The sequence below is a fragment of the Sphingomonas sp. genome (assembly GCF_048595155.1).
Taxonomy (GTDB): Bacteria; Pseudomonadota; Alphaproteobacteria; order Sphingomonadales; family Sphingomonadaceae; genus Sphingomonas_I.
The window spans coordinates 1-25,905 of sequence record NZ_JBMDXN010000009.1; the positions used below are offsets into that span (position 1 = coordinate 1).

The 25,905-nt window shown below is 64.3% G+C and carries 26 protein-coding genes; 21 read left to right on the top strand and 5 right to left on the bottom strand.

What is annotated here, in order from left to right; genetic code table 11:
• The 11 genes from ACOJSI_RS01820 to ACOJSI_RS01870 all read left to right on the top strand — a co-directional run.
• Positions 1–1,156 (top strand): NAD(+) synthase (locus ACOJSI_RS01820; protein ID WP_420136546.1); only part of this gene is annotated, 1,156 nt, incomplete at its 5' end.
• A gap of 72 nt (positions 1,157–1,228) precedes the next feature.
• A complete protein-coding gene (locus ACOJSI_RS01825) occupies positions 1,229–1,945 on the top strand; it encodes a hemerythrin domain-containing protein (protein ID WP_420136547.1) in 717 nt (238 codons plus the stop codon).
• Between the two features lie 297 nt (positions 1,946–2,242).
• Entirely contained in the window at positions 2,243–2,788 is a 546-nt protein-coding gene (locus ACOJSI_RS01830) for an RNA polymerase sigma factor (RefSeq protein ID WP_420136548.1), read from the top strand.
• Positions 2,781–3,200, top strand: a complete 420-nt coding sequence (locus ACOJSI_RS01835; protein WP_420136549.1) for a hypothetical protein — start codon at positions 2,781–2,783, stop codon at positions 3,198–3,200. Before ACOJSI_RS01830 ends, ACOJSI_RS01835 begins: the two co-directional genes overlap by 8 nt.
• The gene (locus tag ACOJSI_RS01840) at positions 3,197–3,640 is read left to right on the top strand and encodes a periplasmic heavy metal sensor (protein WP_420136550.1); all 444 of its coding nucleotides are present in this window, start codon (positions 3,197–3,199) and stop codon (positions 3,638–3,640) included. The genes ACOJSI_RS01835 and ACOJSI_RS01840 overlap by 4 nt, the downstream gene beginning before the upstream one ends.
• A 108-nt stretch (positions 3,641–3,748) precedes the next feature.
• The gene (locus ACOJSI_RS01845) at positions 3,749–4,117 is read left to right on the top strand and encodes a BlaI/MecI/CopY family transcriptional regulator (RefSeq protein WP_420136551.1); all 369 of its coding nucleotides are present in this window, start codon (positions 3,749–3,751) and stop codon (positions 4,115–4,117) included.
• On the top strand, positions 4,114–5,655 hold the full coding sequence (locus tag ACOJSI_RS01850) for a M56 family metallopeptidase (protein WP_420136552.1): 1,542 nt from the start codon (positions 4,114–4,116) through the stop codon (positions 5,653–5,655). Before ACOJSI_RS01845 ends, ACOJSI_RS01850 begins: the two co-directional genes overlap by 4 nt.
• Before the next feature lie 82 nt (positions 5,656–5,737).
• Positions 5,738–6,538 (top strand): MlaE family ABC transporter permease, encoded by an 801-nt coding sequence (locus tag ACOJSI_RS01855; protein ID WP_420136553.1) that lies wholly within the window; start codon positions 5,738–5,740, stop codon positions 6,536–6,538.
• Positions 6,538–7,293 carry an ABC transporter ATP-binding protein gene (locus ACOJSI_RS01860; RefSeq protein ID WP_420136554.1) on the top strand — a complete coding sequence of 252 codons (756 nt, stop codon included), beginning with the start codon at positions 6,538–6,540 and terminating at the stop codon, positions 7,291–7,293. Before ACOJSI_RS01855 ends, ACOJSI_RS01860 begins: the two co-directional genes overlap by 1 nt.
• Before the next feature lie 82 nt (positions 7,294–7,375).
• Positions 7,376–7,912, top strand: coding sequence for a peroxiredoxin (locus ACOJSI_RS01865; RefSeq protein ID WP_420136555.1), 537 nt, complete (start codon positions 7,376–7,378; stop codon positions 7,910–7,912).
• Between the two features lie 44 nt (positions 7,913–7,956).
• Positions 7,957–8,433, top strand: coding sequence for an SH3 domain-containing protein (locus ACOJSI_RS01870; protein ID WP_420136556.1), 477 nt, complete (start codon positions 7,957–7,959; stop codon positions 8,431–8,433).
• A gap of 104 nt (positions 8,434–8,537) precedes the next feature.
• Here the strand turns inward: ACOJSI_RS01870 and ACOJSI_RS01875 are convergent, their stop codons facing one another.
• Positions 8,538–11,852: a TonB-dependent receptor gene (locus ACOJSI_RS01875; RefSeq protein ID WP_420136557.1), complete on the bottom strand. Its 3,315-nt coding sequence runs from the start codon at positions 11,850–11,852 to the stop codon at positions 8,538–8,540.
• Between the two features lie 231 nt (positions 11,853–12,083).
• Between ACOJSI_RS01875 and ACOJSI_RS01880 the strand changes: the two genes are divergently transcribed.
• The 6 genes from ACOJSI_RS01880 to ACOJSI_RS01905 all read left to right on the top strand — a co-directional run bounded on the left by ACOJSI_RS01880 (position 12,084) and on the right by ACOJSI_RS01905 (position 16,941).
• On the top strand, positions 12,084–12,776 hold the full coding sequence (locus tag ACOJSI_RS01880; protein ID WP_420136558.1) for an endonuclease/exonuclease/phosphatase family protein: 693 nt from the start codon (positions 12,084–12,086) through the stop codon (positions 12,774–12,776).
• A gap of 76 nt (positions 12,777–12,852) precedes the next feature.
• On the top strand, positions 12,853–13,848 hold the full coding sequence (locus tag ACOJSI_RS01885) for a PhoH family protein (protein ID WP_420136559.1): 996 nt from the start codon (positions 12,853–12,855) through the stop codon (positions 13,846–13,848).
• Between the two features lie 9 nt (positions 13,849–13,857).
• Positions 13,858–14,370: an rRNA maturation RNase YbeY gene (gene ybeY / locus ACOJSI_RS01890; RefSeq protein WP_420136560.1), complete on the top strand. Its 513-nt coding sequence runs from the start codon at positions 13,858–13,860 to the stop codon at positions 14,368–14,370.
• An 8-nt stretch (positions 14,371–14,378) separates the two neighbouring features.
• Positions 14,379–15,248 carry a hemolysin family protein gene (locus tag ACOJSI_RS01895; RefSeq protein ID WP_420136561.1) on the top strand — a complete coding sequence of 290 codons (870 nt, stop codon included), beginning with the start codon at positions 14,379–14,381 and terminating at the stop codon, positions 15,246–15,248.
• 41 nt (positions 15,249–15,289) lie between these two features.
• Positions 15,290–16,633 carry a PQQ-dependent sugar dehydrogenase gene (locus tag ACOJSI_RS01900; protein ID WP_420136562.1) on the top strand — a complete coding sequence of 448 codons (1,344 nt, stop codon included), beginning with the start codon at positions 15,290–15,292 and terminating at the stop codon, positions 16,631–16,633.
• Positions 16,633–16,941 carry a polyhydroxyalkanoic acid system family protein gene (locus ACOJSI_RS01905; RefSeq protein WP_420136563.1) on the top strand — a complete coding sequence of 103 codons (309 nt, stop codon included), beginning with the start codon at positions 16,633–16,635 and terminating at the stop codon, positions 16,939–16,941. The genes ACOJSI_RS01900 and ACOJSI_RS01905 overlap by 1 nt, the downstream gene beginning before the upstream one ends.
• A gap of 48 nt (positions 16,942–16,989) precedes the next feature.
• Here the strand turns inward: ACOJSI_RS01905 and ACOJSI_RS01910 are convergent, their stop codons facing one another.
• Complete coding sequence (locus ACOJSI_RS01910; protein ID WP_420136597.1) at positions 16,990–17,412, bottom strand: VOC family protein; 423 nt, start codon at positions 17,410–17,412, stop codon at positions 16,990–16,992.
• 69 nt (positions 17,413–17,481) lie between these two features.
• Here ACOJSI_RS01910 and lnt point away from each other — a divergent pair, with 69 nt between their 5' ends.
• Together lnt and metK are read left to right on the top strand one after the other, a co-directional pair.
• Positions 17,482–19,038, top strand: a complete 1,557-nt coding sequence (gene lnt, locus ACOJSI_RS01915; protein WP_420136564.1) for an apolipoprotein N-acyltransferase — start codon at positions 17,482–17,484, stop codon at positions 19,036–19,038.
• 63 nt (positions 19,039–19,101) lie between these two features.
• Positions 19,102–20,310: a methionine adenosyltransferase gene (metK, locus tag ACOJSI_RS01920; RefSeq protein ID WP_420136565.1), complete on the top strand. Its 1,209-nt coding sequence runs from the start codon at positions 19,102–19,104 to the stop codon at positions 20,308–20,310.
• A gap of 98 nt (positions 20,311–20,408) precedes the next feature.
• On the opposite strand, the gene ACOJSI_RS01925 is transcribed toward metK, so the two are convergent.
• Entirely contained in the window at positions 20,409–21,314 is a 906-nt protein-coding gene (locus ACOJSI_RS01925) for an LOG family protein (RefSeq protein WP_420136566.1), read from the bottom strand.
• 110 nt (positions 21,315–21,424) lie between these two features.
• Positions 21,425–22,066, bottom strand: a complete 642-nt coding sequence (locus ACOJSI_RS01930; RefSeq protein WP_420136567.1) for an extensin family protein — start codon at positions 22,064–22,066, stop codon at positions 21,425–21,427.
• A 127-nt stretch (positions 22,067–22,193) separates the two neighbouring features.
• On the opposite strand from ACOJSI_RS01930, the gene ACOJSI_RS01935 reads away from it, so the two are divergent.
• Positions 22,194–23,087, top strand: a complete 894-nt coding sequence (locus ACOJSI_RS01935; protein ID WP_420136568.1) for an alpha/beta hydrolase — start codon at positions 22,194–22,196, stop codon at positions 23,085–23,087.
• Between the two features lie 5 nt (positions 23,088–23,092).
• On the opposite strand, the gene ACOJSI_RS01940 is transcribed toward ACOJSI_RS01935, so the two are convergent.
• Entirely contained in the window at positions 23,093–24,307 is a 1,215-nt protein-coding gene (locus ACOJSI_RS01940; RefSeq protein WP_420136569.1) for an acyl-CoA dehydrogenase family protein, read from the bottom strand.
• A 350-nt stretch (positions 24,308–24,657) separates the two neighbouring features.
• On the opposite strand from ACOJSI_RS01940, the gene ACOJSI_RS01945 reads away from it, so the two are divergent.
• On the top strand, positions 24,658–25,815 hold the full coding sequence (locus ACOJSI_RS01945; protein WP_420136570.1) for a phosphoserine transaminase: 1,158 nt from the start codon (positions 24,658–24,660) through the stop codon (positions 25,813–25,815).
• Positions 25,816–25,905: the final 90 nt, after the last annotated feature.

Genomic DNA, 25,905 nt, shown 5'->3' on the forward strand with positions numbered 1-25,905 from the left:
CGCGCGCGCCTTCGGCGATCCCGAACAGCGCTTCCGCCGCATCGCCTTTACCCATGATCCGGCCTTTGCCGATATCGGCCTGAAGCGGGTCGTGCCGCGCTTCCCCTTCGTCCCCGCCGATCCCGATCGGCTGGATGAGGAGTGCTACGAGGCCTTCAATATCCAGGTCGAGGGGCTGGCCCGGCGGATGCAGGCGACCGGCGGCGACACGCTCGTCATCGGCATTTCGGGCGGGCTGGATTCCACCCACGCGCTGATCGTCGCGGCCAAGGCGTGCGATCGCATCGGCCGCCCGCGCTCCTCCATCCTCGGCTTCACCATGCCCGGCTTCGCCACCGGGGCGGAGACCAAGGCCAATGCCTGGGCGCTGATGAACGCGCTCGGCGTGACGGGGGCGGAGATCGATATCCGTCCGGCCGCGACGCAGATGCTGAAGGATATGGATCACCCCTTCGGTCGCGGCGAACCCGTCTACGATGTGACGTTCGAGAACGTGCAGGCGGGCCTGCGCACCGATTATCTGTTCCGCCTCGCCAACCAGCGCAACGGCTTCGTCATCGGCACCGGCGACCTCTCCGAACTCGCGCTCGGCTGGTGCACCTATGGCGTCGGCGATCAGATGAGCCATTATGCCGTCAATGCCGGCGTGCCCAAGACGTTGATCCAGTTCCTTATCCGCTGGGCGGTGAAGACCGGCCAGTTCGATGCCGAGACCAACCGTATCCTGACCGCGATCCTGGGCACGGAGATCTCGCCGGAGCTTGTGCCCGCCGATGCCTCCGGCGCGATCCAGAGCACGCAATCCAAGATCGGCCCCTACGAGCTGCACGATTTCTTCCTTCATTATACCGTGCGGCACGGGCTCGCCCCGTCCAAGATCGCGTTCCTCGCCTGGCACGCCTGGCGCGATGCGGATGCGGGCGAATGGCCGCTCGATTTCCCCGCGGACGGGCGCAACAGCTACGATCTCGATACGATCCGCAAGTGGCTGGAAACCTTCCTGTTCCGCTTCTTTCAGATCAGCCAGTTCAAGCGCTCCGCCATTCCCAATGGGCCCAAGGTCTCCGCCGCCGCCAGCCTGTCCCCGCGCGGGGACTGGCGTGCGCCATCCGATGGGGTCGCCAACCTCTGGCTCGATGAATTGCGTGCAAATTGAGAACTTTCCGGCCGTTACGCGTTGAACCCTCCGATCGGCGCAGTCCACGCGCCTCTTACATGGAGTGACGACATGGCCACGACCCCAGCCCCCCGGACCCGCACCACCAGCGCCAAGCGTTCCGCCAATGCCAAGACGGAGGCGCGCGACGATGACGGCCGCTTCACCAACGAAGGCACGACGTCCGCGCCCGCGCCCAAGCGCGCCGGATCGGCCTCGCGCAAGAAGCCGACCCGCTCGGATCTCAACGCCACCACCGGCCAGATGCTCGCCGCCGGCGCCGCCGGCCTCGCCGTCGGCCTTGCCGCCAATGTCGCGCGCAAGCTCGCCGTCCAGTCGCCCACTTATTTCGCCGGCGAATGGGACGAGGCGCTGAAGGCGGAGCATGAGCTGACGCTGAAGGTGTTCGACGCGATCGAGGCGACGACCGAGAGCAACACCACCAAGCGCAGCATGCTGCTCGCCAACCTCAAGCATATGCTCACCAAGCATGCGCTGGAGGAAGAGAATGCGGTCTATGCCGCCATGCGCGACGCCGGCGAGGCAGAGGCCGCCGATCACCTCAACAATGATCACGGCTATGTGAAGCAATATCTCTACGATCTTACGATGATGCCCAAGGATTCGCCCGCCTGGATCGCCAAGGTCCGCCAGTTCCGCGCCGACATCACCAAGCATATGCGCGAAGAGGAAACCACGCTCTTCCCGCTGCTCAAGGGCAAGCTGACTCCGGAGAAGAACAAGGAATTGACGGCCGCCATGAACAAGGAAGGCCTCAAGATCGCCTGACCCTGGGGTCGCCCCGGTTTCGGCCGGGGCGCCCCTCTTCCTCGACCGACGGATTATCGCACCTTCCCCGTTTAAGCCCACACCAGGTTCGCAGGGGAAGCTCCGATGACCATCCGTCCGATCGCGCCGCCGCCGCTGGCCGGCGCCCCCCTCGCCCCGTCCCGGCGCCCTGCCCCGGCGCCCTGCCCGGCCCAGGCCAGATCCCGATGCTGACGCGCGCGCCGCGCTGCGCTATGCGATCCGCCACCGCGCCGGAACAGTGACGTGTCGGCGCTATGACTGGCAGAGGCCGCCTGATTGAACCTGCAAGACCCCGACGGAGACCTGGTCCGCCGGATTGGCCAAGGCGACAGCTATGCGGTGGAAGCGCTGGTCGCGCGCAAGCTGCCGCGCATGACGGCGCTCGCCTACCGCCTGCTCGGCGACCGCGCCGAAGCCGAGGATGTCGTGCAGGAGCTGTTCGTCCGGGTATGGCGCACCGCATCCGGCTGGCGACCGGGGGCTGCCAAGTTCGACACCTGGATGCACCGCGTCGCCCTCAACCTCTGCACCGATCGCCTCCGCAAGCGCCGCGAAACACCCCTCCCGCACGACTGGGACGCCCCCGATCCCGCGCCGAACGCGGAAGCCAATCTCGCCGCGCGCGCGGACAGCGACGCGGTCGATCAGGCGCTCGCCGCCCTTGCCCCCCGTCAACGGGAAGCCATCGTGCTCACCTACTATCAGGAATTGTCGAACCAGGAGGCCGCAACCCTCATGGGCATCGGCGTGGACGCACTCGAAAGCCTGCTGGCGCGCGGCCGTCGCGCACTCAAGTTACGGCTGGAGCAAGCTTATGACTGAACCGATGACCCTCGCGCGGTTCGAACAGCTGGTCGCAGCCTATGGCGCGCAACCCAAGCGCTGGCCGCACCCCGAACGCGCAGCTGCGCACGCACTGCTCGAACGCGATCCGCAGGCAACACAGCTGCTCGCCGAAGCGGACACGCTGGACGCGATCCTGTTCGTGCACGAGGCGCCCGCGCCCTCACCAGATCTTCACGCGCGCATCGTTGCCAGCGCCCCACGCCGCCGCACCGCGCGAAACCTCCGCTTGTGGTGGAGCGGCGTCGCGCTCGCGCTCGCGGGGGGCGGTGGCGCCTTGGCCGGATCGGCGGCGACTGCGGCGCTTGACCCGACGATCGCCAGCATCCCGCTCTACGAACATGATTATCTGCCCGCCTTCGAGGCAGCGCCCGAGGAGAAAACCCCGTGAAGCGGTGGCCCCGCACCCTGCTTGTGGTCAGCCTCGTCCTCAACGTCTTCCTGGCGGGGGCGATTGCGAGCGGCATCTGGCATTGGCGCCATCATGGCGAGGAACGGAACAGCTGGCGCCGGCACGTCGCCGATGCCCTGCCGGCGCTCCAGGCCAAGGCCTTTCACCAGGCGATCAAGGATGTCCTGCGCGCCTCCAAACCCGTCATCATGGAAGGCCGCGCCGGACGCGCGGAGGCCGTGCGCCTGTTTGGCCAACCCAATTACGATGCCGCGGCGGTAATGACGCAGCTCGATCGCGCCCGCGGTGCGGACACGATCCTGCGCACGAATATCGAACGCCGCGTCGTACAATTCGGCGCGACCCTACCGCAGGATCAGCGGCAGCGACTCGCCAAAGCGCTTGAAGAAGGTCCCTTGCGACAAGGTCGCCGCCGCTAACCATCCTCTTGCGGTCCTTAATAAGGGGCGCCCGGTCGCGTGACATCAAACCTCTTGCCGACTACATGCGTAATCGCTATTGATTACGCATGTAGTCGGGAGAGCGATATGGCCGAGCGGATCAGCGAAGGCGAACATGCGGTGATGGAGGTCCTATGGGGCGAATCACCCCTGACCGCCAGCGAGGTTGCCGCGCGTATCCCTGCCAGCCGTGGCTGGAGCGAACGCACCGTCAAGACGATGCTGGGCCGGCTGCTCGCCAAGGGGGCGCTCTCGCATCAGGAAGACGGCCGCCGCTATCTCTATCGCCCGGCCGTCGATCGGGCCGAATATGCCGGACGCGAAACCCGCAAGCTGGCCGATCGCCTGTTCGGCGGCCGCGCCGCTCCTTTGGTCGCGCATCTCGCCGCCGGCGACGGACTGACAGAACAGGACATTGCCGAACTGGAAGCACTGCTCAAGGAGCTCAAGGCATGATCGGGTGGACGATCGAGGCGCTGATGGCGTCGACCGTGCTGATGTTGGTGGTGTTGGCCTTGCGCCGTCCGGTCGCTGCCCGTTTCGGCGCTCATGCGGCCTACATGCTCTGGCTGCTGCCGGCGCTGCGGATGGTGCTGCCGCGGCTACCGGAGATGCCGGAACCGGCGCGTGTCGTTCCGATCCATCTGGATGTGGCGCGCCTGATTGCGGCCGGCTCCGGCGTGCCCGCAAATCCCGCGCCGGTGACGGTGGCGCCCTCCATCGATTGGCTTCCAATCGTGCTCGCCTTCTGGCTGGCAGGCGCGCTGGGCTATCTCGGCTGGCACTGGATCCGTCACCTCCACTTCATGCGCACGGCTCTGGCCCATGGCGAGAGCAGTGGCCGCCGCGATGGCATCAACATCTGCCGCAGCGCGGCCGTCGCCGGCCCGTTGGCAACAGGCATGTTCCATCGCCACATCCTTCTGCCGCCGGATTTCGATCGCCGGTACAATGACGCCGAACAGCAGCTGGCGCTGGCGCATGAGATGGCCCATCACCGCCGCGGCGACCTGATCGCCAACAATGCGGCGCTGGTGACGCTGGCTCTCCACTGGTTCAACCCCGTGGCCCACATTGCCTATCGCGCGTTCCGTGCCGATCAGGAACTGGCATGCGACGCCACTGTCCTGCAGCGTGCACCATCCGCGCGATCCGATTATGGCCGCGCCCTGATCAAGTCGGCCCGTGCCGGGCTGCCGGCCGTCGCCTGTGCGCTGGGCCCGGCGGCGCAGTTGAAGCGGCGGATCGAAATGATCGCTCGGGCTACTGACAATCGCAGCTGGCGCCTGTTCGGCAGCGGTCTGGCCATCGCGGTGATCGGCATCGGCCTGGGCCTCACCGCGTCCGGCAGCATCGCTGCGCCGTCCCGCGTCGCGCCGGCACCGGTCAAGACCCTATTGCTGACGACATCAGCCGCTCCCCTCCGTCCGGTCGCTGTAGTCATTCCAACCAGCTATCAGCGACCGTCCACGAGCGGAAATCAGGACCGGTGGCGCGACATGCCTGCGCCTGAAGCCGCGCCGCTCCCGCCGGAAGCAGCCACACCGCCGGCACCACCCGTCGCTCTCCAGGCGCCGCAGCCGCCGATGCCGCCCATGCCTCCTGCCACGTCCTGGCGCCTGTCGGCAAAGGAGGCGCGTCAGATACGTGAAGCCGGTATGCAGGCCGGTGAAGCGGCGCGGCGCGCGACAGCCCATATCGTCGACGCAGCCGCCATCACCCGCGAAGCCATGGCGCAAACGCGCATGGAGCTAGCGCGGGAATGCACACACGCCCGCCCCGCCCCGATGCATGAGAGCGATCAGGAGGCGATTGCACGCCTGTCGGCCGGCTGCGTCGATTATGCGGCGATCAACCGCGAAGTGCAGGATGCACTGCGTGAAGCCGCCGACGCGATCCGCGACACGGAAGACCTTTCCGATGAAGCGCGTATGCGTGCCATCGAAGAGATCGATCGCGCCCGCGCCGAAACCGCCCGGCGGCTGACCCGCTGAGCGATTAAAAGCGGTCAATTCGATCAGTCGCACCAGATAGGGTTGCCGGGCCCTGCCCTGCCCCGCTATCAGCGCGTCCCAGATGCCCGCACAATCTCCCGCCGCAACCCTGCTTGTCCCGTTCGTTGCGGTCGGCCGCGCCGTTATCGCGATGTTCGCGGCGATCGGGCGGGTCGCGATGTTTGCCGCGCGCACAATCGTGCGGGCCGTTCTGCCACCTTATTATCCGACCCGATTCCTGGAGCAGCTCGTCCATATCGGTTGGTTCTCGCTACCGGTTGTCGGCCTGACCGCGATTTTCACCGGCGCTGCCCTCGCCCAACAAATCTATACGGCGGGCTCCCGTTTCTCCGCGCAGTCGACCGTGCCGGCGGTGGTCGTCATCGGCATGGTTCGCGAACTCGGGCCCGTTCTCGTCGGGCTGATGGTGGCCGGCCGCGTTTCCTCGGCAATGGCCGCTGAGATCGGCACGATGCGCGTGACCGAACAGCTTGACGCGCTGACGACGCTGCGAACCGACAGCTACCGCTATCTGATCGCCCCGCGCATGTTTGCCGCCATCGTCGCTTTGCCATTGATGGTGCTGGCCGCCAACGCGATCGGCCTCTTCGGCGGCTGGCTGCTGGCTGTCGAGAAGCTGCATTTCAATTCGGCGAGCTACCTGGCGGTCACGCGCAAATATATGAGCTTCGACGATTTCCAGATGGCGATGGTCAAGGCCGGCGTGTTCGGCTTCTTCATCGCCTTGATGGGCTGCTACCACGGCTACCGCACCAGCGGCGGCGCCGCCGGCGTAGGCAATGCGACCCGCAATGCCGTGGTCGGCGCGTTCATGCTGATCCTGGGCTCCAACTTCCTGATTACCGCCATGGTCTTCGGCTGATGCCCCAATCGAAGATCCTGCTGGAGGATGTGGCCAAAGTCTTCGCCGGCAATGTCGTGCTGGACGGCATCAATCTGGCGATCGAGCCGGGCGAGAGCCTCGCCATCATCGGCCAGTCCGGCAGCGGGAAATCCGTTACGCTCAAATGTATCCTCGGCTTGCTCCGGCCAGACCGCGGATCGATCAAAGTCGATGGCGAAGACGTCGTCGGGCTACGTGGCGCGGCACTGGATCGCATGCGGGCGAAGTTCGGCATGCTGTTTCAGGGGTCGGCTCTGTTCGATTCCATGCCGGTCTGGCGCAACGTCACGTTCGGCCTCACCCAGGGGCGCGCGGTTACGGGCTCGCGCATGCGCGCGATCGCCGAGGAGAATCTCGAGCGGGTTGGACTGGACAAACGCATTCTCAACCTGCGCCCCAGCGAATTATCGGGTGGCATGCAGAAGCGCGTTGCACTCGCCCGGGCCATCGCGCCGCGCCCCGAGATCATCTTCTTCGACGAGCCGACAACCGGTCTCGATCCTATCCGCGCGGACGTGATCAACGATCTGATCGTGAGCCTGGTGGACGATCTTGGCGTGACCGCGCTGACGATCACCCACGACATGGCATCCGCCCGCAAGATCGCACATCGCGTGGCGATGCTGTATCAGGGGAAGATCGTATGGATCGGCCCGCGCGATCGTCTGTACGACAGCGGCAACCCCTATGTGGATCAGTTCGTTCAGGGTCGCGCCGAAGGGCCGATCCAATAAGCGCGACCGGTGAAGCCGACAGGAACGGTTCCACCTAGCCGCAGGCGCCGTTAACAGGACCGCGACTAACCAGGAGTTCCAGATGCTTAGCCGCGAAATTCCCGACGTTACCCTGAAGACCCGTGTCCGCGACGAAAGCGTCGAAGGCCCAAACCCGTTCCGCTGGCAGGATCGACAAACCGGCGACATGTTCGGCAAGGGCCGCATCGTCGTCTTCGCATTGCCCGGCGCTTTCACCCCTACCTGCTCGACCGAACAATGCCCGGCCTTTGAACGGCAATATGACGAATTGCGCGCTGCCGGCGCCGATGAAGTCTACTGCCTGTCGGTCAACGACGCCTTCGTCATGTTCCAATGGGGTAAGAATCTCGGCCTTGAGAAGGTCAAGCTTGCTCCCGATGGATCGGGCGCATTCACGCGCCGCATGGGCATGCTGATCAACAAGGATCATCTGGGCTTTGGGCAGCGCTCGTGGCGGTACGCGATGGTCGTGGACGATGGCGTGATCACCGGTTGGTTCGAAGAGCCGGGCATCAATGATGAGGGCGCGGACGAAGATCCCTATGGCGAAAGCGCGCCGGATAAGGTCCTGGCCTGGCTGCAAGCCAATCCGCGCTGAGGCAGCGACTATCCGAGAGCGGGGCAGGCCTGTAGGAACAGGCCATGCCTCGCTCGCTCCACGCCGCCCTGCTCTTCAGCCTGCTTGCCGCGACCCCGGTCGCGGCCCAGGAACGATCCGTGCCTTATTGGGCGTCGATCTCGGCGGGCAAGGCATTGATGCGTACCGGCCCGGATCGCACCTATCCCGCTCTGTGGCTGTATAAGCGGCGCGATCTGCCGATCCGCGTGCTGCAGATCGTCGGCCCTTGGCGGCGCGTGCAGGAACGAGACGGTAGCGCCGGCTGGATGCTAGCCAGCCTCTTGGCCGCCCGCCGCACGGCAATTGTCAGCGGCAGCATGCGTCCGATCCGTTCGGCACCGCAGGACGACGCGCCTTTGCTATGGCAGGCCGAGCCCGGCGTCATCGGTCGCATCTCCAAATGCGACGGCCAATATTGTCGGATCCAGATCGACGAAAAGGTCGGCTTCATCGAGCAGGATGGTTTGTGGGGGTTGGATCCCAACGAGCGCCTGCCCTAATCCCCTCCCTCCACTGCAAGCCGTAGCGCTTCCGCTTCACGGCAAGAAAAAGCCCCGCCGCTCGGGAGAGCGACGGGGCTTTCTTCTTTGCCGGTTGGCTCAGCTTAGAAGCTGAAGCGTGCACCGATGCGGATCGCATAGAGCGATGCGCCAAGGCTGCCGTTGACCAGCGAATCCGCCCGCGCAACGTCCGAGGTCGGCTGCGAATATACGTAGCGGCCGCACGGATTGCCGTTGAAGGCTTCGCACGTCGCACGCACCACCGTCTTGTTATACGGGAAGTTGGCGCGAAGCTGCTGGCCCCACTTATGGTTGATCAGGTTCGTGAAATTCTCGACGTCGGCCCACAAGGTAATGCGCGACTTGCCGATGAAGGTCGGAATCTCCTGCTCGGCATGGAGATCGATGCGCGTGAACCACTTGGAATGGAAGGCGTTGCGCGGTGCAACCTGACCCCGATATTTGCTGAGGCTCGTTGCCTGGATCAGGTTTTCAACCGAGGTCTGGGTTGCCGTATCGAGATAACGAACCAGCGGATCGTTCACCGTCGGCACGTAGAACAGATAGCGGCTGGCCGAAGCAACCGTGCCGAAGATCGAGCTGCGGCCCGAGCTCGTATCCTGGAAGCCATAGCTGTAATTATAGCCCTGACGCGTTTCACCGAACAGGTCGATGCGGGTCTTGTAGTCGCCGAAGAAGGCACGCTCGAACGAAACGTTATACTTGAAGGCGTACGGCACTTCGTCGTTCGAATGGCCATAGGCGCCGGACAGGCTATTCGGATCGTTATAGGCGCCGTTGCTGTAGTTCGAGTTGGCGATCGAGGAGGTGAAGGCCTGGTTGTCCTTCACATTCTGGTAGGTGAAGCTACCCGAAGCGCTCAGGCCGAAGTTCCAGGCCTTCGACAGGCTGGCAACGGCGATATAACTGCGCCCCTTGCCGCTGTTGGTCAGCAAATAATCGGCGCCGCTATCGGTTGCCGCCGCGGTAATCACGCTCTGGTAACGCTGACGACCGTCAGGGGTGAATTGGCCGGCGATCGGAACCGAGCGCAGATCGATAACCGCAACCTGGTTGCGGACCTTCGAATAGAAGCCGTCCAGGCCAAAGCGCCAGTGATCGCCGAGCGGGCCGAGATCCGCATCCCAGCGGCCCGACAGGGTGAAGCGCCACTGCGACGGGATTTTGAAGTTCGGATCCAGCGCATTGAGCGTCGTCGTGTTGTTCGGGTTGGACGTCAGGTTGGAACCACCCTGCGCCTGCAGCAGCGGGTTCGCCCCCGACGGCAGCTGGGTCAGGTTGACATTGTTGAGCAGGCCCGCGCCGGCCACATTGTTCTGGCCGTTGATCTGGGTACGGCCCTGATCGCTCAGGCGCGCCGTCAGCGTCGTCGAAAGCACGCCGGTGTTCGAGAAACTGTTGCCGATATAGACGTCGGGCGTGCCACCGCCGAAGATGCCGCCGCCACCGCGGATGGTCAGGCGCGAAACCGGCGTGAAGTCGAAGCCGAAGCGCGGCTGCAGCAAGGACTTGCCGTTGATGTAGGAATCGTTGCCGAAGCCATAGCGCCGTACGAAGATCGGATTGAGCGCCGGGCGGCTGCCACCGCCATACATGTCGTAGCGAAGGCCGGCGGTCACGTTCAGCATGCTGTTGACGCGCCAGCTATCCTGCGCGCCGACCGTGTAGATGCTGTAGTTGAACTTGGCCGCGGCGTCGTTGGAATCCAGCGTCGGCGAATTCGTGTAGCTGAACGACTGCGCGTTGCCGGCCTGGAAGTCGGCGATCGAGTCGAAATAATAGGTGCCGAGCGCCCCATTCACGAACAGGTTGTAGCTCTTCGTATATTGCGTTTCGAAGAAGGCGCGGATGTTATGATCGCCGGTCGACAGCTTGGCCAGCGCCGACCCGCCATAGGTCTTCACGTGAAGGATGTTCGCCTGGCTGGGACCGCCGGTGCCGAGCGCGATCTGAGCGGTATTGACCGGACAGTTGGTCGCCTGCGTGAATGTATCGCCGGTCCCGCTGCCGACGCGGTCGGAGGTCGCAGCGGTGCAGATGGTCGCCTGGGAAGCCAAAGTGCCCCGCGGCAGCTGACCGGAGTCATACTGCTTGTACAGACCGCGGATTTCGGTCGAGAAACCACCGCCCCAATCCGAGTTCAGCTGGCCGATGCCGGCATAAACCTTGTTCGGCTTGACGTAGGAGTTGGAGTCCAGGCTGAGCGTGCCGGTGCCCGTATTGGTAAGGCTGATCAGCGAATCCTTGGTGTAGATGCCGGTCAGCGACAGACGCTGCGTCTCGCTCAGGTTGGCGTCGAGGCGGCCGACCAGGCGGTCGTCCTTGTCGCCATTGTTCCGGACGATCCCGCCCGCATCATAATTATATTTGGACTGGGCGATGCCGACGATCTGGGTCAGCTGCGCGTTGGTGAGGTTGGTGACCGGAACGCCGCCATTGTCCTCGACCGTGCCGTAGGGATAGGGCGTCGCAGCGCGGACGCGCTCACCGGCGATCATGAAGAACAGCTTGTCCTTGATGATCGGACCGTCGATCTCGAAGCCGTAATCCTTGTTCTTGAACTTGGAGACCGCAACGCGGCCATCGGCGCTGCCGCCCAGATAGGGCTTGGTCTTCTTACCGACGAGGCCGTCATCGGTGTAGCTGTAGAAGCCGGTGCCGTGGAATTCGTTGGTGCCCGACTTCAGGATCGCGTTGACGACGCCGCCCTGGAAGAAGCCTTCGCGCACGTCATAGGGCGCGACCTTGGTTTCGAACTGGCCAATCGCATCCAGTGGCACCGGGCCACGGCGCGACGGCAGTGCGTCCGGGTTGAGGCCGAAGCTGTCGGTGATCGGCACGCCGTCGATGGTGAAGCGGTTGAAGCGCGGATTCTGGCCGGCGAAGCTGACGGCGGCGGTCGCGCTGCTCTTGTCGATATTGGCGAAGGGATCGCGGCGCATCAGATCGCGGATGTCGCGATTGATCGATGCGACCTTGCTGATCTGGGCCGCGGTCAGAACCGTGGTCGGTCCGGCAGAAACGACACGTGCGCCGGGTACGCGAACCGCAGTCACGACGACCTCTTCGCCCGAAGGCTGCAGCTCGATCGGCAGCGACAGGGGCTGGCCTACGACCGTCTGAATGTCGGTGATCTGCGCATCGGCATAATCGGGCGAGCTGACCGCAACCGTGAAGGGACCGCCGACACGAAGACCGGAAACGCCGAAATTGCCGTCAGCGCGCGTCGTCGCGACGGAAACGGTTCCCGATGGAACGTGCGTTACGCGCACGGTCGCATTGGCAACCGGACGTCCGCCCGCAGTGACCGTGCCCTGGATGCTGGAGGTCGTTTCCTGCGCATAGACGGCGCTGGTGGCAAGCGCGGCGAACGCGCAGCCTGCAAGCAGTTTCTTCATGTAAGTGCCCCTGTTTAAGCGTGTTGCGGGCGCCTTGTGCGCCCTACATGACAGCTCGATGACTCTTTTCCGCGAGCAACCCCTGTCGCGGCCTGACAGAAACTTACACAGGCCCTTTCCGCGCCGCAACATGAGCCCCTGCGCTGCAGCGAAAAGCGACGTGCTGTTGCAGCATTGCCGCAGTTTGCAAAGCTTTACGGAACAGGATCAAAAGCGCGCGGTTCGGAGGCCATGGTGCTGATTGCTAGCTACAACATTCGCAAGGCGATCGCCGCCGACCGCCGCCGCCGACCGGAACGAATCATCGAGATATTGGCCGAGATCGGCGCCGACGTGGTGCTGCTGCAGGAAGCCGATCGGCGCTTCGGCGATCGGCATAGCGCGTTGCCGCTGCACATGCTGGCCGAACATAGCGTCTACCGCCCGGTCCCGTACGAGATGCGGCCCGGGAGCATCGGCTGGCACGGCAATGCCGTGCTGATTGGACCAAATGTGGAAATCATCCGCCACCAGCCCGTGCACTTACCATCGCTTGAACCACGCGGCGCCGTGATGGCGGATATACAATTCCACGACGCGACGTTGCGCCTGGTCGGCATGCATCTGGATCTATCGGGTCTGTGGCGCCGCAAGCAGGCACGTGCGATCCTGTCTGAGCTGGAACAGCAACCGGATCGGCTGCCGCTGCTGATGGCCGGTGATCTGAACGAATGGCGCAACAGCGGCTGCATCCGCGATTTCTGCCAGCACCACCGGATCGTGCCGCTGGGCCCGAGCTTCCATGCGCGGCAGCCAGTCGGCAAGCTTGATCGCATGTTCGTCAGCGAGGGGATCGAGGTGCTGGATTCCGGCGTCCACAATTCACCGCTGGCGCGCAATGCTTCGGATCATCTGCCCGTCTGGGCAAGAATTCGCATCGGATAATGTTTATCGACCAATTTCGGCTTTCTTTCCCCGCGATGGCGCACCATCTTCGTCGGGTGAGATTCGAAAGGACCGAATGAGCCGCAAGCCCGTCCCCGCCCAGGCCGGCGATCGCGCCCGCCTCGAGATCCTGTTCGATCGGCCGCAGCTGCTCGGGCGCCTGTTCGGCGAATATGACCAGAATCTGGTGGCGATCGAAAATCGCCTCGGCGTCTATGTCAGTGCGCGCGGCAACAAGGTGCAGATCGAGGGCGAGGCCGAGGCGGCCGGCCGCGCGCGCGAGGTGCTGACAGGTCTCTACAACCGCATCGTCAAGGGGGACGATATCGACGCCGGCATGGTCGAAGCGGTGATCAGCATGTCTGCCGAGCCCGTTCTGGACGGCATTATCCGCCAGGATGTAACCGAACCGCCGACGATCATGATCCGCACGCGCAAGAAGACGATCGTACCGCGATCGATGACGCAGACGCGCTACATGCACGCGCTCGCCTCGTCCGACGTCATCTTCGCGCTCGGGCCGGCCGGGACGGGCAAGACCTATGTCGCGGTGGCGCAGGCGGTGCAGATGCTGATCCAGGGCCAGGTCACCCGCCTGATCCTGTCGCGCCCCGCGGTCGAGGCAGGCGAGCGGCTGGGCTTCCTGCCGGGCGACATGAAAGAGAAGGTCGATCCCTATCTCCGCCCGCTCTACGACGCGCTGTACGACATGCTGCCCGCCGAGCAGGTGGAGCGCCGCATCGCCAGCGGCGAGATCGAGATCGCGCCGATCGCCTTCATGCGCGGCCGCACGCTGGCGGATGCGTTCATCATCCTGGACGAGGCGCAGAATACCACGCCGGCGCAGATGAAGATGTTCCTCACCCGCTTCGGGCAAAATAGCCGGATGGTGGTGTGTGGCGATCCACGCCAAGTCGACCTGCCCGACATTGGCAAGTCTGGCCTTGCGGACGCGGTCGGCCGACTCGAAGGCGTCGAAGGGATCGCGACGATCCGCTTCAGCGCCGCCGACGTCGTCCGCCATCCCATCGTTGGGCGTATCGTCGAGGCTTATGAAGGCGAAGGCGCGTAAGCCAGCACGATGATCCAGGTTGAAACTGCCGTAGAAACGCCCTGGCCGACCGGCGACTGGGAAGCGCTTGCTGAGCGCGCGGTGCGGGTGGCGATCGAAGCCAGCGCGCACGGCGATATCGCGACCTTGCCGGTGATGGTCGAAGTGTCGGTCCGCTTCACGTCCGATGACGAGGTGCGAACGCTCAACCGAAATTATCGCCAAAAGGACAAGCCGACCAACGTCCTGTCTTTTCCGATGGTGCAGCCCGATCTGCTCGATAGCCTGAACGCCGGCGACGATGATGGCGAAACGTTGTTGGGCGATATCGTGCTCGCGCATGACGTCACGGCACATGAAGCGGCCGACAAACAGGTGCCGATCGAGGCCCATGCGACCCACCTGATTGTCCACGGTACGCTGCATTTGCTAGGCTATGATCATGAACAGGGCGAAGCCGAGGCCGAGGCCATGGAGGAGAGTGAGCGCGCCGCGCTCGCTTCCCTGGGCATCAGCGACCCTTATGCTATTCGTGAGGACTAAGACCGGCGATGCCTGATGAAGGGGGACGATTGTGGGCGGGCCTGCGCAGCCTGATCTTCGGTAACGAGAGCGAGCCAACGCTTCGCGACCAGATCGAAGAAGCGATCGAGGAGCATGAGGATGATGCTCCCACTAAAGGTGATTTATCGAGCGCTGAGCGCCAAATGCTGCGCAACCTGCTCGACTTTGGTGATCGCACGGCCGGCGACGCCGGCGTGCCGCGCGCCGACATTATCGCCGTGCCGGAGACGATCAGCTTTGCCGATCTGGTCGCCGCATTTGCGGAGGCCGGTCATAGCCGCTTGCCCGTTTATCGCGGCACGCTCGATGAGGTCGTGGGGATGATCCACATCAAGGATGTGTTCGTCATCCTCGCCAATGGCGAGCCTGCCCCGGATACGATCGCGCCGCTGATCCGCCAGCCGCGTTACGTGCCGGAGTCGATGGGCGTGCTGGACCTGCTCGCGGAGATGCGCGCGACCCGCACGCACCTGGCCATCGTGCTGGACGAATATTCGGGCACGGAAGGTTTGGTGACGATCGAGGACATCGTCGAGGAAATCGTCGGCCAGATCGAGGACGAGCATGACGATGCGCCGGAAGCGGCCCTCGTGCCGCTGGACGACGGCGCCTGGCTCGCGGATGCCCGTGCCGAGTTGGAAGAGGTTGCCGAGATCATCGATCCACGACTGGGCGAGGTGGAAGAGGATATCGATACGCTCGGCGGGCTTGCCACCGTGCTTGCCGGCCACGTGCCGCAGGCGGGCGAGACCGTACTCCACCCGAGCGGATGGCGGCTGGAAGTGACCGACGCGGATTCGCGCCGTGTCACCCGGCTGCGCCTCCACCCCCCGATCGAGGTCGCGCCGCTCGAGTGATGCCGCTTTCCTCCTGATGGCGGCGGGCTTATGGTGATTGCATGATCAAACGCGTGCTCATCGTCTTGGTCGCAGCGCTGGCCCTGATCGTCGTCATCGGCGCCGCCACGCTCTATATCTCCTCCTATCGGCAACGCGCGCAGCTGGATATCAGCGCGGTGCAGGGCACCCAGCCCACGATCGGGAAACCGCGCACCGGCCTGATCCCGCTGGTGAATGTCGCCAAGGCCGTAGGCTGGAAGCCGGGTGAGCTGCCGACCCCCGCAGCCGGGCTGAAAGTCCAGCCGTTTGCCACCGGGCTCGATCATCCCCGCTGGCTGCTGACCTTGCCCAATGGCGACGTGCTGGTCGCGGAAACCAATGCGCCGCCCAAGCCGGACGATAGCGTCGGCATCCAGGGCTGGGTACAGAAGATGATGATGAAGCGGGCCGGCGCGGGCAGCAAGAGTCCCAACCGGATCCTGTTGCTGCGCGATACCAATGGCGACGGCGTCGCCGATCAGCGTTCGGTGCTGCTGGACAATCTGAACTCGCCGTTCGGCATGGCGCTGGTTGGCGACACGCTTTACGTGGCCGACACCGACGCGCTGCTGCGCTTCCCCTTCAAGCCTGGCGAAACGCGCATCACCGCCAAGCCGCAGAAAGTCGTCGATCTGCCCGCCGGGACGATCAACCATCATTGGACCAAGAACGTCGTCGCCAACGCGGACGGCACCAAATTATATGTCACGGTCGGTTCCAATTCCAACGTCGGCGAACGCGGCATGGCAGCCGAAGACGGCCGCGCGGCGATCTGGGAGATCGACATCAAAACCGGCGATCATCGCATCTATGCTTATGGCGTCCGCAACCCGAATGGGCTGGCGTGGGAGCCGACCACCCATGCCTTGTGGATGGTCGTGAACGAGCGCGACGGGCTGGGCTCGGATTTGGTCCCCGATTATCTCGCCAGCGTTCAGTTTGGCGGTTTCTATGGGTGGCCATGGTTCTACTGGGGCACCTACCCCGACAGCCGGCCGAAGGACCCGGTGCCGGAACTGATTGAGGAGACATCGATCCGCCCGGAATATGCGTTGGGGCCGCATACGGCATCGCTCGGGCTGACGTTCGCAACCGGACAAAAGCTAGGCGGCGGTTATGCGGACGGTGCATTTATCGGCCAGCATGGTTCCTGGAACCGGAGCCCGCCGTCCGGTTACAAGGTGATCTTCGTCAAGTTTGCCAACGGGAAGCCCGTCGGCAGACCGATCGATATCCTCACCGGCTTCCTGAACGATAAGGGCGAAGCACGCGGTCGCCCGGTTGGCGTCGTCATCGACAAGCAGGGTGGATTGCTGGTTGCGGATGATGTCGGCGGGATGATCTGGCGGGTGGCGGCGCGCTGATGTCGGTGCCCGTCACCATCGACGTGCCGCACCAGCTTGGGCGCGACGGCGCGCGGGCCCGGCTCAAATCCCGCATCGGTGAACTGGGAGGCCACATACCGGGCGGCGTTGCCGATATTCAGTCCTCCTGGCCGAGCGAGAATGAAATGGCGCTGGAGATCAAGGCGATGGGCCAGACCATTCCGGTTCGGCTCGAGGTCCTGGAGAGCCTCGTCCGCGTGCACGTCACCCTGCCCGCGATGCTCGCTTATTTCACCGGCCTCATCAGCGCCGCCGTGCGCGATCAGGGAACGAAACTGCTGCGTTGATCCAGCGGCTATGTGTCGCGCACGGGAAGGCCAAAGCCTGACGGGGGCTCACGCCGTCGCAAATAACTGATTGATGTCGCGGAAGGCTTTGAATTCCAGCGCATTTCCGGACGGGTCGCGGAAGAACATGGTCGCCTGTTCGCCGACCTGGCCGGCGAAGCGGATATGCGGCGCGATGCCGAAGATGATGCCCGCGGCGTCCAGGCGCGCTGCCAAAGCGTGCCAATCATCCCACTCCAGCACGACGCCGAAATGCGGAACCGGTACGTCATGGCCGTCAACAGGGTTCGTGACCGAAGCCGGACGGGCGGCGGGATCCAGATGCGCGACGATCTGGTGCCCTCGTAGATCGAAGTCGATCCAGTGGTCCGAACTGCGCCCTTCGCTGCAGCCCAGCACGTCGCGATAGAAAGCGCGCGCCGCGGCGAGATCATGGACCGGAAAGGCGAGATGGAAGGGCTGACGCGTCATTGAAACCTTATAGCGGGCATGCCGCCATGCGTCATTCCACCTTTGCATCGGCCACGCTAAAGGGCCTGCATGCTTCTGTCCGGCGCGCCCCGCGCCTATCCGTTCGCGTTCCTGTTGGGACTTGCCGCCGCCTGCGGCTTCGCCCCGCTGTGTCTCTGGCCGCTCACGCTGGTCGCGCTGGCCGGCCTGATCGCCGCCATCGGCCAAGCCGGCACACTGCGCCGTGCGGCGGGGTTGGGCTGGTGGTTCGGACTGGGCTTCTTCTGCCTGGGCCTGAATTGGATCGCGATCGCTTTCACCTATCAGGCGGCCATGCCGGCATGGCTGGGCTGGGTTGCGGTCGTGCTGTTGTCGCTCTTCCTCGCGCTCTACCCCGCTCTGGCCGCCGCGGCCGCCTGGTGGATCGCCCGCGGCCGACCGGGTCTGGCGCTCGTCTGCGCCTTTGCCGGATGCTGGCTCGCGGCCGAGATGCTGCGCGCGGTGCTGCTCACCGGCTTCGCCTGGAACCCGATTGCCGCGATCTGGGCACCGCTGCCCGGTGTTCTGCGCATCACGAAATGGATCGGCACCTATGGCCTATCGGGACTGAGCGTGGCCTATGCTGGTCTCCTGCTCCTGCTCTTCCGTTATGGCGTCGCGGCCTTGCGCACGCCGGCTTCGGATCGTGCGCGCCGGCTGGGCCTTGCAGCCTTGGGCGTTGGCGCAGCGCTGGCTGGCGGCACTCTCTTCGCGGTCGATTGGGCCGCACCCGATGCGCCCGCCCCAGCCGGTCCACTGCTGCACGTGGTGCAGCCTAATATCGGCCAGGAGAACAAGTGGGACGAGGCCCATAGCGCAGACAATTATCGGCGCCTGACGGGCCTGAGCGGGATGCCGGGCGCACGCCCGCGCATCATCTTCTGGCCCGAAGTCGCCATTCCTGCCCAACTGGAGCAGGATGCACTCACGCGGCGCGCCTTGGCAAACTTGCTCGGCCCACGCGACCTTCTGCTGACCGGGGCGGAAACGGTGCGCTTCAACGAGAATGGGGATCTTGTCGCGGCCGCCAACAGCCTCTTCGCTATCGATGCGGACGCCCGCATCCTCGGCCGTTACGACAAATCTCATCTTGTGCCGTTCGGTGAATATCTGCCGATGCGCCCGCTCCTGTCGCATCTTGGATTGTCGCGACTGGCGCCGGGAGATGCGGATTTTGATTCCGGCCCTGGCCCCGGGAATGTCGCCCTGCCGGGTGTGGGGCCGGTCGGTGTGCAGATCTGTTACGAGATCATCTTTTCAGGGCAGGTGATCGATCGCGCGAATCGCCCCCGCTTTCTGTTCAATCCGTCCAACGACGCCTGGTTCGGGCGATGGGGCCCGCCGCAGCATCTGGCGCAGGCGCGGTTGCGTGCGGCCGAAGAAGCCATGCCGATCGTACGATCCACGCCGACCGGTATCTCCGCCATCATCGATACCGACGGGCGGCTGCTTGCGTCTCTGCCCTGGCGAACGGCCGGCGCCATCGAACTGCCTCTTCCCGAAGCGCGTCCCCCCACTCTGTTCGCACGGTTCGGCAATCTGTTGCCGGCGCTTGTGGGCCTTTTGTTGCTTGCAATCGGATTTGCCAGTCGACGCCGCGCAAGCTAAGCGGCACATATAACAATTGCTTTATATCCGGCCTTCGGCCCTCATCCGAGGAATTCTTACCCCATGCGCAGTGACTATCTCTTCACGTCGGAAAGCGTTTCGGAAGGTCATCCCGACAAGGTGGCAGACCAGATTTCCGACGCCGTAGTGGATCTGTTCCTCGGCAAGGATCCCGAGGCGCGGATTGCGTGCGAGACGTTGACGACGACCCAGCTGGTCGTGCTGGCGGGCGAGATTCGCGGCAAGGGCATCATGGACGAGGCCGGCAATTGGGCGCCCGGCGTTCAGCAGGAAGTGGAAGACACCGTTCGCGCCACCGTGAAGCGGATCGGCTATGAGCAGGACGGCTTTCACTGGCAGACCTTCCGCTTCGAAAACAATCTGCATCCGCAGTCCGCGCATATCGCGCAGGGTGTGGACGCATCCGGCAACAAGGACGAAGGCGCCGGCGATCAGGGCATCATGTTCGGTTATGCCGCCGACGATACGCCCGATCTGATGCCGGCGACGCTCTATTACAGCCACAAGATCCTCGAGCGGATGGCCGCCGATCGTCATTCGGGCACCGCACCCTTTCTGGAGCCGGACGCCAAGAGCCAGGTCACCTTGCGCTACGAGGGCAGCAAGCCGGTCGCTGCGACCGCGATCGTGGTCTCCACCCAGCATGGCAAGGGCTATGACGAGGGCGAGAAGGAAGCCGAGCTCAAGGCCTATGTGAAGCAGGTCGTCGCCGATATCCTCCCGGCGGAGCTGCTGTCCGACGCGACGGAATATCACATCAACCCGACCGGCAGCTTCGAGATCGGCGGCCCGGACGGCGACGCTGGCCTCACCGGCCGCAAGATTATCGTCGACACCTATGGCGGCGCATCGCCCCATGGCGGCGGCGCGTTCAGCGGCAAGGATCCGACCAAGGTCGATCGTTCGGCCGCGTACATCACGCGCTATCTGGCGAAGAATATCGTTGCGGCCGGTCTCGCGCAGCGCTGCACGATCCAGCTCGCTTATGCGATCGGCGTCTCCAAGCCCCTGTCGCTCTATGTCGACACGCATGGCACGGGCACCGTCGGCGACGACAAGATCGAAGCCGCGATCATGAACATCCAGAAGCTGGGCGGCCTCACGCCACGCTCGATCCGCACGCACCTTGGGCTGAACAAGCCGATCTATCAGAAGACCGCGGCTTATGGTCACTTCGGCCGTCAGCCGGAGGGGGATTTCTTCCCGTGGGAACGCACCGACCTGGTCGAGGATCTCAAGGCCGCCCTGTAATTTCTCCCGCGAGGGCGAAACCTCAGGCAATAAAAAAGGCGGGGGCCGAAGCCCCCGCCTTTTTCTTTGGGGCCGTCGCCTGAGCAGGCAGACGCGTTCTATTTCTTCTCGCCGCGGCCCTTGCGGAATAGCGGCTGTTGGTTGGTGCGATAAAATTCCTGGACGCACTCCCAGCCTTCCTCTGCGGTCTCGCAGAAGCGGAACAGGTCCAGATCCTGAGGCGCGACGACGCCTTCTTCCACCAGTGCGTCGAAGTTGACGACGCGGTTCCAGAACTCCTTGCCGTAGAGCAGGATCGGCAGCACGGCGGTCTTGCCAGTCTGCACCAGCGTCAGCAGCTCGAAAAATTCGTCGAACGTTCCAAAACCACCGGGGAAAACCGCTACCGCCCGCGCGCGGATCAGGAAGTGCATCTTGCGCAGCGCAAAATAATGGAAATTGAAGCTCAGATGCGGGGTGACATATTCGTTCGGCGCCTGCTCGAACGGCAGCACGATGTTCAGGCCGACGGAATCCTTGCCGACATCAGCCGCGCCGCGATTGGCGGCTTCCATGATCGCCGGGCCACCGCCCGAGCAGACCACGAACTGGCGCGTGCCGTCCGACGATGACGGCGCAGCGCTTGCCAGCCGGGCAAGCTCGCGTGCCACGTCGTAGTAATGCGACTTGGCCTTCAGCCTTTCGGCAATGCGCCTCTGTGTATCGGTCTTCGCCGATTCGACCAGCAGGTCGGCGCGCTCCGGCGACGGGATGCGGGCAGAGCCGTACATGACGAAAGTCGAGCCGATGCCTGCTTCCTCCAGGTACAATTCGGGCTTCATCAGCTCCAGCTGGAAACGCACCGGACGCAGATCGTCTCGGAGCAGGAAGTCGGTATCCTGATAGGCGAGCCGATAGGCCGGATCAGACGTCTGCGGCAGGACATGGCCGGCCTGTTGTGCGGCCGAAGCCGCATCATCCTTGGCTTTGGGGAAAATGCGATTGGGAATAGTCGTGTCAGTCATTGGGCCGCCGGTAGACCTTGATCCGCGCAGGGGGAAGCGCTTTGCACGGCACGCCAAGCGGATCGCCGCTGTTTTGGAACGTGCTGCTTGGGGTGATCAGGTGCCGCCGCTCAGCGGCAATAAGGCCCGCGCCCCATATCGAAATGAAAATGATCCTGGTGATAGGCGTTCGCATCGGGGCCCAGCACCACGTTGAAACGACGGCAGGCGGCGGTGTGTAGGTCGCGCAGGAAGGCGCGCGCGCGACTGTCCGGTCCATTCCAATCGGCCTTCACGGTGATCCTGCGGCCATCGGCCAGATTGAAGGCGGCAATGTCGATCGCGTTGGCGCGACCATGTTCGGACAAGCGGCCGCCCTGAATATTGTTCACCGGCCGGCACGCAAAGGAGCCGAAGCTCTCGATCTTCGTGACATAGGTTCCAAACCGTGCGCGCGCCGCCTGTTGCACGAATTGCTGCACCCATTGGGTGAAAGGCAGTGCCATGCCGCATTTCACCGCGCCAAGATTGGTGACCGGTATGCCGATCGCGACCAGCTTGACCGACTGCGTGGCCGAACATCCGTTGGGCCAGGTCCGATCCGGCAGCGGCTCCACTTTCGCGCCCAGGGCATTCAGATCCGCTAGGCAACCGCGGAAGGCGCGCGCATCGTCGATCGGAAGCGGCAGCGGGCGCGGTCGACTGGGCTGCGGCTTCTGTCCGAGACATCCTGCCAGCATGCACAACAGGATGATCGGGATCAGGGGACGCATGGCGCACCCTAGCCTGCCCTCCCCGCCCCGACCATCCGTTTGCGGCTGATCGATCGCACGCCACGCCGCTTGACAGGATCGACGGCCGGGCACGATGCTGGACGTATAATCGAGAGGGGAATTGCCCATGAAACGCGTCGCCACGCTGGCCGCGGCCTGCCTGTCGTTGATCGCCGGCAAGGCCGTCGCGCAGGAACGGTTTCCGCTTTGGGAGCGCGGCGTTCCTGGCTTCGAAAGCAAGGCCTCGATCCCCGAACTCTCCCAGGATTATTGGACGAAGCGCGTCAATAATCCCAGCGTCACCGCCTATCTGCCTGATCCCACCAAAGCCAATGGGACTGCCGTGCTTGTGGTGCCGGGGGGTGGACATCGCCTGCTGGTCACCACGACCGAGGGTGATGCCGTCGGCAAATGGCTGAACGCGCGCGGCGTCGCGGCGTTCGTCCTGCGCTACCGCCTCTTCCGGGAGGATGGCTCCCCCTACTCGCTGGACGATGCGCGCGCCGATACGGAACGCGGTATGCGTTTCATCCGGGCGCATGCCAGCCGCTTCCATGTCGATCCCAAGCGCGTCGGCGTGATCGGCTTCTCCGCCGGCGGAGAGCTCGCCCGGATGATCACGCTCAGCCCACCGGTGCGGGCGCGGGGCAAAGGGGATGCGATCGATTTGCTGTCGGCCCGCCCCGATTTCTCTATCTTGATCTTCCCCGGTCCGCTTCACGCCGAAGAGCGGGTAACGAAGGATGCACCACCCATTTTCCTGGCGGCCGCAAACGATGACGAATGCTGCTCGCAACCACCGATCGACCTGCTGAAGCTCTATCGCGAAGCCGGCGCGTCGGCCGAACTCCACATCTACCGCGCGGGGGGTCATGCGTACAATCTGGGCGAGCGGACAGACCTGGTCGCGCTGAAACATTCGCCCCAGCAGATCGAGGATTGGCTGAGCGACAGCGGGCTGCTCGGGCATCCCGCACCACCTGCCTCACCGCACCTCGATCCCCCGCCGGCGGCCAAGTAAGGCGTTTACTGCTCCGCCACGAGCGCTGCGCCGACCGCACTATACTGACGCCGCTGCACCAGCATGTGCTGGGATATGACTTCAATATCGCGCAACCGCCGCTGCAGCGGCGACCGATCATAAACGGCTGCTCCGCCGCCCAATTCGAAGCAAGTGCGGGCCACGCGACGGCAAGTCTCCGATACCCAGACGACTGTCTGCAGCGTTTCCGGCAGCGGCGGCCCCAACGGCACGGCGCCGGCCTGAAGCCGCTGCCACATCCTTTTCGTGAACAAATCGGAATAGGCCTGCGCCGCACGCAAATCCGCGTCCACCTGCGCAACCTCATAGTGGAAGACTTCGGAATCCTTCTGCGCAGTCGGGGCGTATAATTGGCGGCGCCCGGATCTCGCGAGGGTCAAAAGATCGTCCAGCGCCGCCTGCGCAATACCCAGCGATACCGCACCATGGCTCAACGCCACGGTCTGGAACGGCGACGTATATAGGGGGCCCGGCAAACACGGCTGCGCCGTCTGCGGATCGATCAGGTCGTTCACAGGAACGAGCACATTCTCCAGCACCAGATCATGGCTGTCGGTCGCGCGCATTCCCATCGTATGCCAGCTATCCTCGATCCGCGCCTGATGCGGGGCGATCAGCGCAAAGCGCGTTTCGGGCATACCTGGCCTGGCACCAGGCTTGACCTCGCCATTCTCGACCACGACGCAATTGACGACGAGCCAATCCGCATCGGTGCAGCCGCTGGCGAATGGCCAGCGTCCATTGACACGCCATTGATCGCCGCTTGCCTCGATCGTGCCGGCCGGCTGTGCCGCCGAGCTGAAGGCAACGTCGCGGCCTGAGCCATAGAGTTGATCATAGCGTTCCCGGCTGAAGAGCGCCCCCACTACGGACGACATGGTGCGGACACTACCGAGCACCCAGCCGATCGAACCGTCGAGTCGCGAGAGCTCTTGAGTGACCTTCATCAGCGACGGCAGGTCGAGCTCCAGACCGCCATGGCTGCGCGGAAGCGAGAGGCGATACAGGCCCGCATCCCGCAATCGCCGCTCGACCTCCCGCGGCACCCGCCGTGTCACCTCCGCCTTCGCCCCGCTGTCCTTTACCACAGGCGCCAGCGCATCGATTTCTGCCAGAACCTGTTCGAGGCTAGGCGCGGTGCGGTGTTCAGGAGGCGACTGCACGTCCGGCAGTGCCTCAGCCTCTATTGCATGTGCCATTCAACATCCTTTGCATCGGTCCAAAGAAACAAGAGCGCGCGTCGCATCCGCCTTTCCCAGTTTCCGTCGTCTGTTCTCGCGTGGAGAGCTGGCATGCAGGGGGAGCGTGGGGCCGCCATTTGGCTTTGATAATGCTCCTACATTCCAATCGGGTGACCGCAGTGAGGACTTACGCTACCGCTGAAACCATCGCTGGAGCGGAGCCGACGTGACAACGCAGCGCATGTCGATGCCGTGAATCTGGCCGTTGGCGGCAGGATCTCGATTGACAGGCCGTTGTCGGACTTTAGAAGCGCCGACGGGCCACGCCGTCCCAACGCGGCGCGTGCTCTCTGCGAGGAGAGACTACATTGACGGACGTACCGAAGCCGGGCTCGAAGCCCGTTCGCCCCTATTTTTCTTCCGGTCCCTGCGCCAAGCCACCCGGCTGGCACGCTGATGGCCTGGCCAGCGCATCGCTCGGCCGCTCCCACCGCTCCAAGCTCGGCAAGAGCCGCATCGTCCATGCGATGGACATGACGCGCCACATTCTGAAGCTTCCGGAAACGCACCGCCTCGGCATCGTTCCCGCGTCCGACACCGGCGCGGTAGAGATGTGCCTGTGGTCGATGCTGGGCGCGCGCCCCGCGACGATGATGGCATGGGAAAGCTTCGGCGAAGGCTGGGTCACCGATGTCGTCAAGCAGCTCAAGATCGACGCCAGGGTGATGAAGGCCGATTACGGCCAGCTGCCCGATCTGAACGCGGTCGATTGGTCGACGGACGTCGTTTTCACCTGGAACGGCACCACCTCCGGTGTGCGCGTGCCCAATGGCGACTGGATCCCAGACGATCGGCAAGGCCTGGCCATCTGCGACGCGACCTCGGGCATCTTTGCGGCCGATCTGCCGTGGGATAAATTGGATGTCGTCACCTTCTCTTGGCAGAAGGTGCTTGGCGGCGAAGGCGCGCATGGCGTTCTGATCCTGGGCCCGCGCGCCGTTGAGCGGCTGGAAAGCTACACGCCGGCCTGGCCGCTGCCGAAGATCTTCCGCATGACCAAGGGCGGCAAGCTCAACGACACCATCTTCAAGGGCGACACGATCAACACGCCGTCGCTGCTGGCGGTCGAAGATTGCATCTGGAGCCTGGAATGGGCGCTGGGCCTTGGCGGCCTGTCCGCCCTGATCGGCCGTGCCGACGCGAACAGCGCCGCGCTCGACGCCTGGGTGCAGAAGACCGATTGGATCGACCATCTCGCCGCCGATCCGGCGACGCGGTCGAACACCAGCGTCTGCCTGAAGTTCGCCGACCATGCTGTCGAAGGGCTCGATGACGCGGCCAAGCTCGCGCTCGTCAAGAAGATGGCCGCGCTGCTGGAAGCCGAAGACGCGGCCTATGACGTTGCGGGATATCGCGATGCCCCGCCGGGCCTGCGCATCTGGTGCGGTGCGACCGTCGACACCGCCGACATCAAGGCGCTCGGCCCTTGGCTCGATTGGGCCTTCCAGACCGCCAAGGCGGCCTGAGCCAGATCTCCGTTCGCCCTGAGCTTGTCGAAGGGCCGCACTTCTCATTCGCCGTTCAAGAAGGCAGGGCTTCGACAAGCTCAGCCCGAA

Excerpts from the sequence above, each read along its gene's own strand:
- ACOJSI_RS01825 (WP_420136547.1), top strand. The coding sequence starts at position 1,229 with ATGGCCACGACCCCAGCCCCCCGGACCCGCACCACCAGCGCCAAGCGT.
- ACOJSI_RS01835 (WP_420136549.1), top strand. The coding sequence starts at position 2,781 with ATGACTGAACCGATGACCCTCGCGCGGTTCGAACAGCTGGTCGCAGCC.
- ACOJSI_RS01845 (WP_420136551.1), top strand. The coding sequence starts at position 3,749 with ATGGCCGAGCGGATCAGCGAAGGCGAACATGCGGTGATGGAGGTCCTA.
- ACOJSI_RS01850 (WP_420136552.1), top strand. The coding sequence starts at position 4,114 with ATGATCGGGTGGACGATCGAGGCGCTGATGGCGTCGACCGTGCTGATG.
- ACOJSI_RS01855 (WP_420136553.1), top strand. The coding sequence starts at position 5,738 with ATGCCCGCACAATCTCCCGCCGCAACCCTGCTTGTCCCGTTCGTTGCG.
- ACOJSI_RS01860 (WP_420136554.1), top strand. The coding sequence starts at position 6,538 with ATGCCCCAATCGAAGATCCTGCTGGAGGATGTGGCCAAAGTCTTCGCC.
- ACOJSI_RS01865 (WP_420136555.1), top strand. The coding sequence starts at position 7,376 with ATGCTTAGCCGCGAAATTCCCGACGTTACCCTGAAGACCCGTGTCCGC.
- ACOJSI_RS01870 (WP_420136556.1), top strand. The coding sequence starts at position 7,957 with ATGCCTCGCTCGCTCCACGCCGCCCTGCTCTTCAGCCTGCTTGCCGCG.
- ACOJSI_RS01875 (WP_420136557.1), bottom strand. The coding sequence starts at position 11,852 with ATGAAGAAACTGCTTGCAGGCTGCGCGTTCGCCGCGCTTGCCACCAGC.
- ACOJSI_RS01880 (WP_420136558.1), top strand. The coding sequence starts at position 12,084 with ATGGTGCTGATTGCTAGCTACAACATTCGCAAGGCGATCGCCGCCGAC.
- ACOJSI_RS01885 (WP_420136559.1), top strand. The coding sequence starts at position 12,853 with ATGAGCCGCAAGCCCGTCCCCGCCCAGGCCGGCGATCGCGCCCGCCTC.
- ybeY (WP_420136560.1), top strand. The coding sequence starts at position 13,858 with ATGATCCAGGTTGAAACTGCCGTAGAAACGCCCTGGCCGACCGGCGAC.
- ACOJSI_RS01895 (WP_420136561.1), top strand. The coding sequence starts at position 14,379 with ATGCCTGATGAAGGGGGACGATTGTGGGCGGGCCTGCGCAGCCTGATC.
- ACOJSI_RS01900 (WP_420136562.1), top strand. The coding sequence starts at position 15,290 with ATGATCAAACGCGTGCTCATCGTCTTGGTCGCAGCGCTGGCCCTGATC.
- ACOJSI_RS01905 (WP_420136563.1), top strand. The coding sequence starts at position 16,633 with ATGTCGGTGCCCGTCACCATCGACGTGCCGCACCAGCTTGGGCGCGAC.
- ACOJSI_RS01910 (WP_420136597.1), bottom strand. The coding sequence starts at position 17,412 with ATGACGCGTCAGCCCTTCCATCTCGCCTTTCCGGTCCATGATCTCGCC.
- lnt (WP_420136564.1), top strand. The coding sequence starts at position 17,482 with ATGCTTCTGTCCGGCGCGCCCCGCGCCTATCCGTTCGCGTTCCTGTTG.
- metK (WP_420136565.1), top strand. The coding sequence starts at position 19,102 with ATGCGCAGTGACTATCTCTTCACGTCGGAAAGCGTTTCGGAAGGTCAT.
- ACOJSI_RS01925 (WP_420136566.1), bottom strand. The coding sequence starts at position 21,314 with ATGACTGACACGACTATTCCCAATCGCATTTTCCCCAAAGCCAAGGAT.
- ACOJSI_RS01930 (WP_420136567.1), bottom strand. The coding sequence starts at position 22,066 with ATGCGTCCCCTGATCCCGATCATCCTGTTGTGCATGCTGGCAGGATGT.
- ACOJSI_RS01935 (WP_420136568.1), top strand. The coding sequence starts at position 22,194 with ATGAAACGCGTCGCCACGCTGGCCGCGGCCTGCCTGTCGTTGATCGCC.
- ACOJSI_RS01940 (WP_420136569.1), bottom strand. The coding sequence starts at position 24,307 with ATGGCACATGCAATAGAGGCTGAGGCACTGCCGGACGTGCAGTCGCCT.